The organism is Paracoccus sp. (in: a-proteobacteria) (assembly GCF_047973135.1).
Classification (GTDB): domain Bacteria; phylum Pseudomonadota; class Alphaproteobacteria; order Rhodobacterales; family Rhodobacteraceae; genus Paracoccus.
The window spans coordinates 18,649-32,534 of sequence record NZ_JBKEBL010000253.1 but is presented as its reverse complement, the minus strand read 5'-3'; the positions used below and the strand labels follow the sequence as shown (position 1 = coordinate 32,534).

Genomic DNA, 13,886 nt, shown 5'->3' with positions numbered 1-13,886 from the left:
GTTGCAGCTCTACCTGGAGGGGATGGGGTTCCGGGCGATCGGACGCGTGCTCAAGGTCTCGAATGTGACCGTGCTCAAGTGGATCCGGAGCTTCGGCGAAGAGGTCGAGCGCGCCCGCAAGCCCGGGCCGCCGCCGAAAATCGCCATGATCGATGAGATGCAGCATTTCATTCATGCTAAAAAAACACCTGCTGGCTCTGGATATCGCTGTGCTATTTCAGCGGACGCATCCTCGGCGTTCATCTGGGCGGCCGCGGAGCCGAAGACCTGAAGGATTTCCTCAAGGCCTTCCCTGAGGCGAAGGGCAAGATCACCTTCACGGATGACTACGCCTCCTATGCCGCCGTCTTGCCGCAGGGCACGCATTTCACCGGCAAGTCACTCACGCAAAAGCTGGAGAGCCTCAACGCCAATGTCCGCCACCGCCTTGCTCGCTTCGCTCGACGCACCAGATGCACGACAAAATGCCCACGCATGGCCTATCTCTCCGCGCTCCTCTTCATGCAAGACCATAATGAAAAGCTAATAGGTTAGCAAAGCCACCACGCAGGGAAATCACACCAACGGACCTTGGGATTGACCCGTATCTGCCGCCGGTGCCAACACAGCCGCCTTGCCATCTGTGCCGGGCGTGCTTTGCACCTGATTCCGGGCCGGGCCGGCCGATGTCATATGGTTTTGGCATGGAAAGACCCGAAGCCATGCCAAAAATTAATGATTCTGCGTCGCATCCAGTTCGATGACGGCATCCAGCGCGAAAGCGCCCTGGCCTTCGGGCATCGCCAGCACCGGGTTCAGGTCGATCGACACCAGCCTTTCACCACAGCCCGCCGCAAACACCGACAGTCGCGACAGCATCCGTGCCAGCGCATCGATATCCGCAGCGGCCTGCCCGCGCGCGCCCCGCAGGATCGCCGCGCCCCGGATCGACAGGATCATGTCGCGCGCGGTCTCGGGTCCGAAGGGGCAGGCGTGCAGCGCTACATCGTTCAGCAACTCGACAAAGATCCCGCCAAGGCCGAACACGGCGACCGGCCCGAAGGTCGGATCGCGGTTGATGCCCATCAGGCATTCCACACCGCCCGACAGTTGCTTCGCGACAAGCACTCCGGTCACGGTGGCGTCAGGCGCACGGGTTTTGGCGGCGGCCAGAATATCCGAAAAGGCCGCGCGCACCTCATCCGCATTCCGGATGTTCAGCCTGACGGCCCCGATATCGGATTTGTGCAGAATATCCGGCGACAGGATTTTCATGACCACCGGATAACCCACCACGCCGGCGGCGGCGATGGCGGCATCCGCGTCCTGCACGGCCCGTTCGGGGGCCACGGCAATGCCCGCATTGGCCAGCAAAGCCTTGGCCCGCGCCTCGTCCGGGGTCTGGTCCGGCAGCGCGACGGGCGGCGGGGCGGGCAAGGCCGCCCCCGCCCCATGGGCTGGCCTTGCGCCATGACGCAGGACGGCATCCAGCGCCCGCACCGCGCGGCAGGGATCGCGGAACACAAGGATGCCTGCATCGTCATAACGTTGCAGCACCTCGGGGTCGCCGAGGGCGCAAAAGGCAATGATGCGGTCGGGAAAGGCCTTGCGCAGCGGTGCCATCGCCTCAAGGATGGTGTCTGCCATTGCGTTGCTTCCGGCCACATAGGTCAGGAAACACAGGACGGCACCATAGCCGCCATGTTCCAGCCCGCTGCGCGTGAACAGTTCCAGCAGCGACGGATCGTTCAGCGCCTGCGCGGTGCAGTCCAGCGGATTGACCGGCGAGGCATAGGGCAGCGCCGCCCTCAGCGCCTGTTGCGCGGGTTCGGGCATGGGGGGCATCGGCAGGCCCACCCGCTCGGCCTCGTCGCTGGCCACGATGCCCGCGCCGCCGCTGACTGTCACGATGCCAAGCGAATGCCGCGCCGGAAAGACCTTTTTCGACGCCGCATAGGCGATGTCCATCATGGTTTCCGGATCGCGAAGGATGATCGCCCCGTGATCCGACAGCACCGCGTCGGCCACCACCGCATCCCCCGTCAGCGATGCCGTATGCGAGGCGGCGGCGCGTGCTCCGACAGCCGAGCGTCCCGATTTCAGCGCCAGCACCGGCTTTCCCGCCGAGCGCGCCACATCCAGCGCGGCAAGCAGCGCTGGCGCGTCGTTGATCGCCTCCATATAGGTGCAGATCACGTCGGTACCGTCGCTTTCGGCCATCCAGCGGATTGCCTCGGCGACGGTGATGTCGGCCTCGTTCCCGGTGGTGATCAGGACCGAACACCCCAGCCCCTGATCGCGCGCCAGCGCCCCCAGATGCGCCCCGAACGCACCCGACTGGCTGGCGATACCAATATTGCCCGGCTTCGGATGCCCGGTATCCAGAGATGAGGAAAAGGTGCCGAAATAGCCGATCCCGGTATTATAAACCCCAAGCGTGTTCGGCCCCAGAATGCGCATCCCGTGACCGCGCGCCAGCGCCACCAGATCGTCCTGCGCCGCCTTGCCCTCGTCCCCGGTTTCCGCAAAACCGGCCGAGAACAGCGTCGCCGCCTTGCACCCCTTGCGGCCAAGTGCCGCGATGGTTTCGGGAACCAGCTTCGCAGGAAGCGCGACAAGCGCGGCATCGGGTGTTTCGGGCAGATCGTCCACGCTGGCATAACAGGGCAGACCCTGCACCGTATTGCGCGCCGGATTGACCGGCAGGATCCGCCCGCCAAAGCCCGCCCGCAGCATCGCCGCAATGGGGCGACCGCCAATCCGGGTCGCATCCCCGGACGCGCCGATCACCGCGACCGAGCGTGGGGCGATCAGCCCGTTGATATGTGAAAGACGGCTCATAGCGTGGTCTCTGATCCCGGAATTGCGATGAATTGATTGGACTGCGTACTCCGATTGTCGTGATACAGCGCAAGGTGACAATCGGCAGTCTGCCACCGACCTGCCGCTGCCCCCTGATCCGGGCCATGGCAGCCCGGCCCCGGATCGCACAGCCCGGCCTCAGCCGCCATCTTTGCATGACCTGGGAACCTGATCACGGGAAAGCCGCGCGCCTCGGCCATGCCCGCCGCCGCCATGGCCGCGATGGCGGTCTTGCCGCACAGGGTCGGCAAACTGCTGTCAATCGCCTTGTCCGGCATCGCCGCTATCCCCTTTCCAGTCCAGAAACAGATGTGTCTGGGTGGCAATGCCGACGGTCTTTCCGTCGCTGCGCGTCATCGTGACCCGTAACACCATCGTGCCTGGCCCGGCATGAAGCGGAGCGCAACGCGCCGTCACCGTGTCGCCAACCCGCACCGCGCGGATGAAACTTGTCGCCGCATCGACCGTGACGTTGGAAACCCCGGCCGGACTGTTGATGAACGAGGCGGTGCCCGCCGCCGTATCCGCCGCCGTATCCGCCAGCGTCATCAGCGCGCCGCCATGCAAGACCCCGTTCCGGTTTGACATGTCTGCGGTGACGACCATCCGGCAGATCACCTGTTCCGGCGTGCAGGTGGCAATGTCGATTCCCAGCAGGTCCGCGAATTTCGACTTGGGAGGCATTTGGGCGATGCTGCGGGTCCGTCCACAAGCCGTGCCGGCAAGCTGGTCGATCGCCCCGCCATCCTCTCCCGTCGCAAGCATTGTTCCCTTCCCCCCCCTTTTTGGCACGGTACCGGCCGGTCCCCGTGCCGGGATCCACGGGCCGCGCCATCGCGCCACGCCCGACAGGGAAATTCTACACAGTAAATGCAATTCTTTATGGGGAATAAGGGCGATGTCAACGGTCTTTGCACCGGTCAGAGGTCAATTATCGCCCTGTTGATCCCGGCGCGGGGGCGTGGCACATCGCTGTGACCGTCCCCGAAGAGGATTGCCGCATGTCTGACCTGATCGAACGTCGGCGCGCCCTGCTGGGGCCGAATGTCGCGACCTTTTATGACGATCCGGTTCATATCGTCCGGGGGGACGGGGTCTGGTTGTGGGATGCGAGCGGGCGGCGCTTTCTGGACTGCTATAATAACGTGCCGCATGTCGGGCATTGTAACCCGCGCGTGGTGCAGGCGATCTGCGATCAGGCGCGGGCGCTGAACACCCATACCCGCTATCTGCACGAGGGGATTCTGGATTATGTCGAACGGCTGACCGCGACTTGCGACGATCCTCTGTCCACCGCGATCCTGACCTGCGCCGGATCCGAGGCGAATGACATCGCCCTGCGCATGGCCGAGGCGATGACCGGCAAGCGCGGCATCATCGCCACCGATGCCACCTATCACGGCAACACAACCCTGGTCAGCCATCTGTCGCGCAACAACATTCCCGAGGTGGGCTTTGGGCTGGGACAGTATCTGCGCCATGTTCAGGCCCCCGACAGCTATCGCATCGACGATCCGCAGGGCGAGGTATTCGCCGCCCATGTCGCGAGGGCCATTGCCGATCTTGAGGCGACGGGCACAGGTTTTGCTGCGCTGATCCTGTGTCCGCTGTTCCTGAACGAGGGCTTTCCCGCACAGATGCCGGGCTGGCTGCGCCCTGCCGCCGAACAGGTGCGCAGGGCGGGCGGGCTGTTGATCTGCGACGAGGTGCAATCAGGCTTTGGCCGCTGCGGCAGCCATTTCTGGGGGCATCAGAAACAGGGCGTGGTTCCGGACATCGTGACCATGGGCAAGCCGATGGGCAATGGCCATCCGGTCGCCGGGCTGGTCACGACACCCGAGATCATGGCGCGTTTCCGCAATTCGTTTTCCTATTTCAACACATTCGGCGGCAATCCGGTGTCCTGCGCCGCCGCCATGGCCGTTCTGGATGAGTTGCAGGACAGGAATTTGCAGGCGAATGCCGCGCGGATCGGGGCACTTGCACACGAGCGGCTGTCTGCGCTTGCCCGGAAATATGACGTGATCGGCGATGTCCGTCAAAGCGGCATGGTGTTCGGCGCCGAGTTCGTGACGGACCGGGCGACACGGCAGCCCGCCACCGAATATGCCGGACGGGTGGTGAACGCGATGCGCGAAAGGGGGGTGCTGCTGTCCCGGCTTGGCCGTCACGGGAACACGCTGAAGATCAGGCCTCCGATGCCCTTTGCGCCGGAACATCTGGACCTGCTGATCAATACGCTGGACGCCGTTCTGGCCGAAGCGGGGGAACCGGCATGAGCGATCCAACCGGTCAGGCGCTGGCCCTGTGGGGGTTGCAGGGCGCCGATTGCGCCTTTGTCGCGGGGCGCGAGAACCGGGTGTATCGGGTGCGCGGCCCGCAGGGCGATTTCGCGCTGCGCTTCAAGCGGCCCGGATACCGCAGCGATGCAGAACTGCTGTCGGAACTGCAATGGATGGCGGCGCTGAAGCAGGCGGGGCTGAATGTGCCGGGGCCGCTGCCCTCGCGGCGCGGCGCGCTGCTTGAGGTCATCGGCGATCAGCGCGTCGATCTGCTGGGCTGGATGCGCGGCCAGCCCATGGGTCATGCCCGCCAGCCCCTGCAACTGGACGAAGCGCCCTCCCTGTTTCACCGGCTTGGGCAACAGATGGCGCGGCTGCATGCGGCCTCGGATGAATGGACGCGGCCTGTGGGCTTTCGGCGTTGCGACTGGAATCCGGACGGGCTTTTGGGCGAGGCACCCTTGTGGGGGCGGTTCTGGGAAAATCCGACGCTGGATGCCGCGACCCGCGACCTGCTGGAACGGTTTCGCAAAACGGCGGCGCAGGAACTGGCGCAGGAACTGGCGGGGCTGGATCACGGGCTGATCCATGCCGACCTGGTGCGCGAAAACGTGCTGATCGACGGCGGGGATATGGCGCTGATTGATCTGGACGATGGCGGTTGGGGCTTTCGGCTGTTCGATCTGGCCACGGTGATCTTTAACAACCGCGACGAGGCTGGCCATGACAGGCTGCAAGCGGCGCTGATCGCCGGGTATCGCAGTCTCCGGCCGATCGACACCAGTTTGCTGGATCTGTTCGTTGCGCTGCGGGCCGTGACCTATGTAGGCTGGATCGTGCCGCGTATGGCGGAAGACGGGGCCGCAGCGCGCAACCGCCGCTTTGTCGATGCCGCCCGCGATTGCTGTGCCCGCTATCTGGGCGGCTGACGCGCGTTTTTCGGACTGCCGGATCGCTGCAGTCTGTTGTAAGACGGCCAAAGCCCGATCCGCAGTTGTGACAAGCAGAGGAAGCGACATGCCAGAACAGGCCACGGACAGAATCCCGAGCAAACGCAACGACCTTTCGGTCGCCGACAGTCTGACCCGGTTTATCGAGGACGAGGCGCTGCCCGGCACCGGTATCAGCGCGGACAGTTTCTGGGCCGGACTTGCCGCACTGGTCCACGAGTTCGGGCCGAAGAACCGGCAACTGCTGGACAGGCGGCAAGCCTTGCAGGACCAGATCGATGACTGGCACCGCCAGCATCGCGACGGGCCGCATGACCCCGTGGCCTATAAGGCGTTTCTGGAACAGATCGGCTATATCGTCCCCGAGGGTGGGGATTTCACCATCGGGACCGCCAATGTCGATCCCGAAATCGCGCAGGTTCCGGGGCCGCAGCTTGTCGTGCCCGTGACCAATGCGCGCTTTGTGCTGAACGCCGCGAATGCGCGTTGGGGCAGCCTGTATGATTGCCTGTATGGCACTGATGCGATGGGCGGGCCCGTGCCTTCCGGCGGGTTCGATGACGGGCGTGGCGCGCGGGTCGTGGCGCGGGCGGCAGTGTTTCTGGACGAGGTTTTTCCTCTGACCGGCACCAGCCACGACAGGGCGCAATCCTATCGCATCATCAATGGCGCGCTGGAGGTTGACGGCTTTGCCCTGCTGCGCCCCGCGGCTTTCATGGGCCATACGGGCGACGTGGCCAGCCCGGATACGATCCTGTTGCGCAATCACGGCCTGCATGTCGAACTGGTCTTTGACCGCAGCCATCCCATCGGCGCGAAAAGCCCGTCCGGGCTGGCCGATCTGCGACTGGAATCGGCCATGTCGGCGATCATCGACTGCGAGGATTCGGTCGCCTGCGTCGATGCCGCCGACAAGGTTCTGGCCTATCGCAACTGGCTGGGTCTGATGAAGGGCGATCTGGCTGAAACCTTTGACAAGGGTGGCAGGCCCATGACCCGCCGCCTGAACCCCGACCGCAGCTTTACAGCACCGGACGGCGGCGGCCAGACGCTCAAGGGGCGTTCGCTGCTGCTGGTGCGCAATGTCGGGCATCTGATGACGAACCCGGCCATTCACGACCGTGACGGGCAAGAGGTGTTCGAGGGGTTGATGGACGCGATGATCACCGTTCTGATCGCCCTTCATGACCTGAAGAAAACCGACGGGCCGCGCAACTCGGTCACGGGTTCGGTCTATGTGGTCAAGCCCAAGATGCACGGCCCCGAAGAGGTCGCCTTTGCCGATGCCGTCTTTACCCATGTCGAAAAGGTGCTGGATCTGCCACGAAACACGGTCAAGCTGGGCATCATGGATGAGGAACGCCGCACCAGCGTCAATCTGAAAGAATGTATTCGCGCGGCGAAAGACCGGGTCTGTTTCATCAATACCGGCTTTCTGGACCGGACCGGCGACGAAATCCACAGCTCGATGGAGGCCGGTCCCTTCAGCCGCAAGGATTTCATCAAGCGCAAGGGCTGGATCGGGGCCTATGAGAACCGCAATGTCGATATCGGGCTGGAATGCGGCCTGTCCGGCAGGGCGCAGATTGGCAAGGGCATGTGGGCGATGCCCGACATGATGGCCGCGATGCTGGAGCAAAAGATCGAACATCCCCGCGCCGGGGCCAATTGCGCCTGGGTGCCCAGCCCGACCGCCGCTACCCTGCACGCCACCCATTACCACAGGGTCGATGTTCTGGCCGTGCAGGCCGCGCTGGCTAAAGGCGGACGGCGCGCTCATCTTGAGGCGCTGCTGGAGATTCCGCTGGCCAGCTATCGCAAATGGACCCCCGCCCAGATCCGGCGCGAGGCGGAAAACAATGCGCAGGGCATTCTGGGCTATGTCGTGCGCTGGATCGATCAGGGCATCGGCTGTTCCAAAGTGCCCGACATCAACGATGTGGCCCTGATGGAGGATCGCGCGACCTGCCGCATCTCGGCCCAGCATGTCGCCAACTGGCTGCATCACGGCATCCTGTCACGGGATGAGGTCATGGCGATCATGCGACGCATGGCCGAGGTGGTGGACCGACAGAATGCGGGAGATCCTGCATATCGCCCGATGGCACCCGGTTTTGACGGCATCGCCTTTCGCGCGGCCTGCGATCTGGTCTTTCAGGGCCGCACCCAACCCGCCGGCTATACCGAGCCGATCCTGCATGCCTGCCGTTGCGAACTGAAATCGCGGCGGAGTGGCTGAACAACATGATCGCCTTAATCGCGTCTGGTTGTATCTTGTCTGTTCAGCGATACCAAAACCTGCGGGCTGAACCCTGAGAACGCCCGCCTGACCAGCCCCTGGAAGCTGGCACCGCTGTCTCCGGACGGGCAAGGCAGCCGCGCAAGGCTTGCGGATATACCGGCAAAATCAGGATCCCGCATCGGCCTTGACGCCTTGCGGAACCGACGGCGATACGATCCGGGGGGCGCATCCGGCCCTGGGCGAAATTGTGTCTGGAGAGAGGGAAAGGCCGGCGAGTAGTGTAGTGCGCCTTTTCAGGAATAATCCGGGCCGCCGATGCAAAGGCGCCTCAGGCGCTGCCCTGTTGAAGCCAGCCCATGGCATGTTCTGGCGGCGCCGCACCGGGGCCGGGAACCTGTCCCGGCAGGTTCCGCCAGACGGGTGGAGGTGGCCGTCACCATGCGGTCGCGCCGCCATCGATGCGGAAATCGGCACCTGTGACATAGCCGCTTTCATCCGAGGCCAGATAGACCGCCAGCCAGCCGACATCACGCGCGGTCCCCAGACGCCCCAGCATCAGCCTGGCCCGCACGCTTTGCATCAGCGGCGTGTCCAGATGCTGCTCGGTTTCTCCGGTCACGACAAAGCCGGGCGCGATGGTATTGGCGCGGATGCCAAGCGGGCCGCCCTCCATCGCCATCTGCCGGGTCATCGCCAGAACCGCGCCCTTGCCCGCCGTATGGGCGATGGCGGAAAGGCCATTCAGCGCCACATGGGCGTTGGCGGACGAAAAGTTGATGACGGATGCCGCGCCGCCAGCCTGAAGCAGTGGCCAATGGGCGCGCGTCACCAGAAAGACGCTGTCGATCTCGCCAGCCATGGTGACGCGCCAGTCGGCAAGGCTCATCTGCGGGATTGGGGCAAAGCGGACGATAGCGGCGGCGTTGACCAGCACATCCACCGCGCCAAGGCCCGCCCGCGCCGCATCCGCCAGACCGCCCGCCCCGGCCTCGGTCGTCAGATCGGCGGCGTGGCTGCGGATGCTGCCGGGCAGGTCACGCAGAGCATCGGCGTCGATGTCGCAGGCCAGCACCTGCGCGCCCTGGTCAGCGAACATCAGCGCAATCTGCCGACCGATGCCGCGCCCTGCGCCGGTCACAACCGCGCGCCTGCCCGCAAGCCTATTCATCGAAGATCGCCACCGCCCGGCACCACCCGGCCGAGCCGCCCGCGAGTTTTACCGGCAGGGCGGAAACGGTATAGCCCGTGGCGCGCGCCCGCCGCGGTATTGACCAGCACGATGTCGCCGGGTTGCAGGTCATGCCCGATCCGGCGCAGTTCGGCCTGAACATCGGCGGCGGTGACGACATGGCCACCGACAAATCCACGATACGCCGCGTCATCGCATCTTCCTGTTTTGGCGTTGGTTCCTGCGCAACCCCGGCGCATAGGGGCCAAGGACGAATATCTGACCGTCGCGCAGGGCAATCGGCACCGGTGTCAGCCGCTGGCCCGGACATGGCCCCAGGACGCAGATGCCGCTGTCGATTTCGAACAGCGCGCCATGGGCGCCGCAGACGATGCGCGTCCGGTCGCCGTTCAGGAACTGGTCCTTTTTCCACGCCATCCGGGCGTGATCGTAATGCGGGCAGGCATTGCGCCATGCATGTACGCGATCCCCATGACGTACGACAAACATCGTGTCCCGCCCTTCGCCCAGGGGGTCGAACCCGCGCGAATGACCGTCCGCGATCTGGTCCAGCCGGGCCAGCGGGCCGATCAGCTTAATGGTCGGGTCCGCCACCGGGAAACCACTTCTCGACATTTTCGAAAAGAAACATCTGACCGCTTTCGGCACCGACCTTGGTTTCACGCGCGACCCATGCGTCGTCATGAATGTCCATATCGGCATCATATTCGAAATGGGTCATCAGCGGGCAGTTGAAATACCAGAACCAGTTCGAACCGAACTTGTGCCGTCCCGGCCCCCAAAAGCTCTCATAGCCCTTTTTGATCATGCGCGATCCGGCCAGCATCAGCTCGGTCGGACCCTGCATGTGGAAGGCCAAATGCTCCAGCCCCTGCATATAGGGGGGCGTGGCCAGCATGAACAGCGTGTGATGGTCGATGCAGGCCCGTGGGCGCAGGAAGGGGCCGACATCGGTAAAACGGTCGGTCACGACGAATTTCAGCCGCTCGACATAAAATTTTTCCATTTTCGGCATGTCGGGCGTGAAATAGACGATATGGCTGAGCGTGCGCGGCTGCGCCTGAGCATCCTCATTCGCGCCAACCTTGTTAAATCCGCGCGCGGGTGCCGCGCCGGGCGAATTGACCAGTTCCGGCTCAAGATCAAGCGGAACGCGCCGCGTCACGTGGAATTTCAGCGCGAAGCCGACATCGTCCTGACAGGCAATCGCGCCATTGCCGTCGCGCGTGACGACGCGATCCTTGCCAAGTTCTGCCTCGATTTCGTCGATCGAGGCGGCGTCAACCACGCCATAGACGGTCAGCCGCAGCGTATTGCCCGACGCAAGCTGCGGTGGCAGGCTGGCATCGTCGCGGGCGCGGATGGTAATCGCGGTATTGTCCAGCGCGACGAATGTGCCGCCCGCATCCGACCAGCTTTCCTCGGCAAGGCCGAAATCCAGCAGAAACTGGCGGCAGGCGTCCAGATCGTCCACGCCAAAGACCAGCTCGTCCGGTCCGATGATACGCATCGCATTCCCTCCCTGTCGGTCATCAGGACTATAGGGAGGGCAGAAATATTGAGGAAATTGTTATTTCGCATCCAATATATCTGGAAAACAGATATATGCTGCCCGATCTTCCAATTTCTCAACCCGCAAGCTGCACTGTAGCCTCTGCCGCGTCTGTATCGGAGGAGAACGCGCAATGGCCCTTTTCGAGTATTTCCCGAACTATGTCTGGAACCTGTCGCTGTCCATCGCGATGCAAAGCGGCGCCGAACTGGGCGAGATCATCGACATGTCGAAACCGCTGCTGGACAAGGCGCAGGCGGGCGAAGACGCGGGCACGGCGGAATTTCTGCGGGAATGGATGAAAAAGGCCGACGATCTGATCGACATGGCCGCTGACGACGAGGCCAGGGGGCGGCTGTTTTCGGCCTCGGACAAACTGCGGAGGGCGTCGCTGTATCTGCTGACGGCGGAACGGATGCAGGGTCACGGCCATCCGGGCCGCAAGGAAACCTTTGCCCGTGCGCTGGATTGCTTTGACCGATATATCCGCTATGGCAGGGAAAACTGCGCGCGGGTGGAAATTCCCTATGGTGACAAGGTCATCCCGGCCTATTTTACCAAAGGCGACGGGATCAAGGGCAAGGGCCCCTGCGTGGTGTTCCTGAACGGGCTGGATAGCAACAAGGAACTGCTTTACTGGACATGGCTTCCCCATGCGCTGGCCCGGCGCGGCATTTCCACGCTGTGCGTCGATCAGCCGGGCACGGGCGAATCGATCCGGCTGCAAGGGCTGCACGCGACATATGACAGCGAAAGATGGGGCACGCCGGTCTATGAATACGCCGCTGCGCGCCCGGATGTGGATGCGGCCCGCGTCGGCATCTCGGGGATTTCTTTGGGTGGATATTACGTGCCGCGCGTGGCCGCGAACGAGCCGCGCTATGCCTCGGGCGCGGTTTGGGGGGCCAATCACAACTGGGCCCAGGTACAGCATAAACGCATGCAGCGCGAGGGCGAAAACCCGGTGCCGCATTACTGGCAGCATGTCTGGTGGGTGTTCGGAGCGACAGATCAGGATGATTTCCTGACGAAATCCGCCGGAATGACGCTGGACGGGCAAATGGAAAAGATCCGCGTTCCGTTTCTGATCACCCATGGCGCACAGGACCGCCAGATCAGCGTCGATTACGCACATCAAAGCTATGATCAACTGACCAGCTCGCCCCGCCGCGAACTGAAAATATTCACGGAACGCGAAGGCGGGGTCGAGCATGTCGGTGCCGATAACATGTCCTACGGACGCAGTTATATCGCCGACTGGTTCGCGGATACACTTGGCGGCCACACCGCATAGACCGGGAATGCGGGGGCAGTCGCACATGCCCCCGATCCTTGCCCTTGCGGCGCTGGCCGGGCTTGCCGGGGCCGATGCTGCGTCACGCGAAAAGCGGCTGAACGATGCCAGCCGTGCCGCGTGGGAGTTCATGGTGACGCGCGAGATGGCCGGGTTGCGCGACTGGCCAAAGGTGGCCCGGCTTTACGCCATTCCCGACGATGTGCTGCGCGCATGAAAGCAGTCATCAGCCCCCGGCGATAATCCGCACATAGTTGCGCGTCTCGCGATAGGGTGGGATGCCGTTATATTTGGACACCGCACCCGGCCCGGCATTATAGGCGGCCAGCGCCAACTTCCAGTTGCCGAATTGATTATACATCATCCGCAGATAGCGCGCGCCGCCATTCAGGTTCTGGATCGGGTCGTTCGGATTCACCCCCAGCCTTGCCGCCGTTCCCGGCATCAGTTGCGCCAGCCCCGTCGCGCCCTTGTGCGAGCGTGCGCTGGGGTTCCATCCCGATTCCTGCTGGACCAGCCGCAGGAACAGATCCTCTGGGATGCCATGCTTGCGGGCGGCGGCGCGTGCATGTGGCAGGAACTGGCTTCTTTTGCCGCGATAGGCGGGAATCCGTTCGGCAAGCTGGATGTCGATCTCGCTGCGGTTGTCACCGCCGGGACGCAGGCGCACGGATTGCTGATACTGCCCGGCCAGACGCGAATCCATCAGCCGGGTCTGACGCGCGAATTGCTCCGCCCGCGATTTCGCCGAACTTCCCGACAGGCGCAACCCCTGAGCCGACGCGGGCAGGGCCAATCCCGTGACCAGCGCCAGGCACAAGACGGCTCTAGCCGTTGAGACGATTTTCATCAAGCTGCCCCTCGAAACCGACTTTTTGTCGGACTATACAGAAATTTCCGGTTCTCGCCAGCGGCGGGGGTGGAACGCCCTGTTCACAACAGTGCCTCGGCGGGAAATCGCCGATGGCTTTCCGCGTGGCGCTGCGCTAGACCTGCGCCGCAGATGCAATCAGGACGAACCGGGGTACCATCATGGCAGGCAGCGTAAACAAGGTCATTTTGATCGGAAATCTGGGGCAGGATCCTGAGGTCCGGACCTTTCAGAACGGTGGCAAGGTCGTGAACCTGCGCATTGCGACATCGGAACAGTGGAAGGACCGCAACTCGGGCGAGCGTCAGGAACGCACGCAGTGGCATTCGGTCGCGATCTTTTCCGAACCGCTGGCCCGTGTCGCCGAACAATATCTGCGCAAGGGCAGCAAGGTCTATATCGAGGGCCAGCTTGAAACCCGCAAATGGCAGGACCAGTCCGGTCAGGACCGCTATTCCACCGAAGTCGTCCTGCGCCCCTATCGCGGCGAACTGACGATGCTGGATGGCCGGGGCGAAGGCGGCGGCAGCCGCGATTCCGGCGGCTATGGCGGCGGTGGATACAGCGACAACCGCAGCAGCGGCCCCTCGGGCAGCAGCGCACCCTCGGGCGGCGGGCGCAGCGATTACGACGACGAAATCCCGTTCTAGAACCGACCTAAACTC

General features: G+C 63.6%; 15 protein-coding genes and 1 pseudogene. 8 read left to right on the top strand and 8 right to left on the bottom strand.

Going from position 1 to position 13,886, the window contains the following annotated elements; translation table 11 throughout:
* Positions 1–271: pseudogene (locus ACK5L9_RS19075) on the top strand (hypothetical protein); the annotation flags it as partial.
* Complete coding sequence (locus ACK5L9_RS19070; protein WP_416913039.1) at positions 202–534, top strand: IS1 family transposase; 333 nt, start codon at positions 202–204, stop codon at positions 532–534. The pseudogene ACK5L9_RS19075 and the gene ACK5L9_RS19070, both read left to right, overlap by 70 nt.
* Positions 535–711: 177 nt before the next feature.
* On the opposite strand, the gene ACK5L9_RS19065 is transcribed toward ACK5L9_RS19070, so the two are convergent.
* Genes ACK5L9_RS19065 through ACK5L9_RS19055 form a run of 3 tightly spaced genes read right to left on the bottom strand, consistent with a single transcriptional unit; the run spans position 712 to position 3,606 of the window.
* The gene (locus ACK5L9_RS19065) at positions 712–2,820 is read right to left on the bottom strand and encodes an acetate--CoA ligase family protein (RefSeq protein WP_416913036.1); all 2,109 of its coding nucleotides are present in this window, start codon (positions 2,818–2,820) and stop codon (positions 712–714) included.
* The gene (locus ACK5L9_RS19060; protein ID WP_416913035.1) at positions 2,817–3,119 is read right to left on the bottom strand and encodes a hypothetical protein; all 303 of its coding nucleotides are present in this window, start codon (positions 3,117–3,119) and stop codon (positions 2,817–2,819) included. Before ACK5L9_RS19060 ends, ACK5L9_RS19065 begins: the two co-directional genes overlap by 4 nt.
* The gene (locus ACK5L9_RS19055; RefSeq protein ID WP_416913034.1) at positions 3,100–3,606 is read right to left on the bottom strand and encodes a PaaI family thioesterase; all 507 of its coding nucleotides are present in this window, start codon (positions 3,604–3,606) and stop codon (positions 3,100–3,102) included. Before ACK5L9_RS19055 ends, ACK5L9_RS19060 begins: the two co-directional genes overlap by 20 nt.
* Before the next feature lie 236 nt (positions 3,607–3,842).
* Between ACK5L9_RS19055 and ACK5L9_RS19050 the strand changes: the two genes are divergently transcribed.
* The 3 genes from ACK5L9_RS19050 to ACK5L9_RS19040 all read left to right on the top strand — a co-directional run bounded on the left by ACK5L9_RS19050 (position 3,843) and on the right by ACK5L9_RS19040 (position 8,312).
* Entirely contained in the window at positions 3,843–5,120 is a 1,278-nt protein-coding gene (locus tag ACK5L9_RS19050) for an aspartate aminotransferase family protein (protein WP_416913033.1), read from the top strand.
* Positions 5,117–6,052: a phosphotransferase enzyme family protein gene (locus ACK5L9_RS19045; RefSeq protein ID WP_416913032.1), complete on the top strand. Its 936-nt coding sequence runs from the start codon at positions 5,117–5,119 to the stop codon at positions 6,050–6,052. The genes ACK5L9_RS19050 and ACK5L9_RS19045 overlap by 4 nt, the downstream gene beginning before the upstream one ends.
* A gap of 88 nt (positions 6,053–6,140) precedes the next feature.
* Positions 6,141–8,312, top strand: a complete 2,172-nt coding sequence (locus ACK5L9_RS19040) for a malate synthase G (RefSeq protein ID WP_416913031.1) — start codon at positions 6,141–6,143, stop codon at positions 8,310–8,312.
* Between the two features lie 436 nt (positions 8,313–8,748).
* On the opposite strand, the gene ACK5L9_RS19035 is transcribed toward ACK5L9_RS19040, so the two are convergent.
* From ACK5L9_RS19035 to ACK5L9_RS19020, 4 genes are read right to left on the bottom strand one after another with little or no spacing between them, the layout of a single operon-like run.
* On the bottom strand, positions 8,749–9,483 hold the full coding sequence (locus ACK5L9_RS19035; protein ID WP_416913030.1) for an SDR family NAD(P)-dependent oxidoreductase: 735 nt from the start codon (positions 9,481–9,483) through the stop codon (positions 8,749–8,751).
* Positions 9,480–9,743: a cyclase family protein gene (locus ACK5L9_RS19030; RefSeq protein ID WP_416913038.1), complete on the bottom strand. Its 264-nt coding sequence runs from the start codon at positions 9,741–9,743 to the stop codon at positions 9,480–9,482. Before ACK5L9_RS19030 ends, ACK5L9_RS19035 begins: the two co-directional genes overlap by 4 nt.
* A complete protein-coding gene (locus ACK5L9_RS19025; RefSeq protein WP_416913029.1) occupies positions 9,694–10,098 on the bottom strand; it encodes a Rieske (2Fe-2S) protein in 405 nt (134 codons plus the stop codon). The genes ACK5L9_RS19030 and ACK5L9_RS19025 overlap by 50 nt, the downstream gene beginning before the upstream one ends.
* Positions 10,079–11,014 (bottom strand): VOC family protein, encoded by a 936-nt coding sequence (locus ACK5L9_RS19020; RefSeq protein WP_416913028.1) that lies wholly within the window; start codon positions 11,012–11,014, stop codon positions 10,079–10,081. Before ACK5L9_RS19020 ends, ACK5L9_RS19025 begins: the two co-directional genes overlap by 20 nt.
* A 175-nt stretch (positions 11,015–11,189) precedes the next feature.
* Here ACK5L9_RS19020 and ACK5L9_RS19015 point away from each other — a divergent pair, with 175 nt between their 5' ends.
* Both ACK5L9_RS19015 and ACK5L9_RS19010 read left to right on the top strand, forming a co-directional pair.
* The gene (locus tag ACK5L9_RS19015; RefSeq protein WP_416913027.1) at positions 11,190–12,350 is read left to right on the top strand and encodes an alpha/beta hydrolase family protein; all 1,161 of its coding nucleotides are present in this window, start codon (positions 11,190–11,192) and stop codon (positions 12,348–12,350) included.
* 25 nt (positions 12,351–12,375) lie between these two features.
* Complete coding sequence (locus ACK5L9_RS19010; RefSeq protein WP_416913026.1) at positions 12,376–12,567, top strand: DUF6665 family protein; 192 nt, start codon at positions 12,376–12,378, stop codon at positions 12,565–12,567.
* Positions 12,568–12,576: 9 nt separating this feature from the next.
* Here ACK5L9_RS19010 and ACK5L9_RS19005 read toward each other — a convergent pair whose 3' ends face one another.
* The gene (locus ACK5L9_RS19005; protein ID WP_416913025.1) at positions 12,577–13,200 is read right to left on the bottom strand and encodes a lytic transglycosylase domain-containing protein; all 624 of its coding nucleotides are present in this window, start codon (positions 13,198–13,200) and stop codon (positions 12,577–12,579) included.
* 182 nt (positions 13,201–13,382) lie between these two features.
* Between ACK5L9_RS19005 and ssb the strand changes: the two genes are divergently transcribed.
* Positions 13,383–13,871 (top strand): single-stranded DNA-binding protein, encoded by a 489-nt coding sequence (gene ssb / locus ACK5L9_RS19000; RefSeq protein WP_416913024.1) that lies wholly within the window; start codon positions 13,383–13,385, stop codon positions 13,869–13,871.
* Positions 13,872–13,886 lie beyond the last annotated feature (15 nt).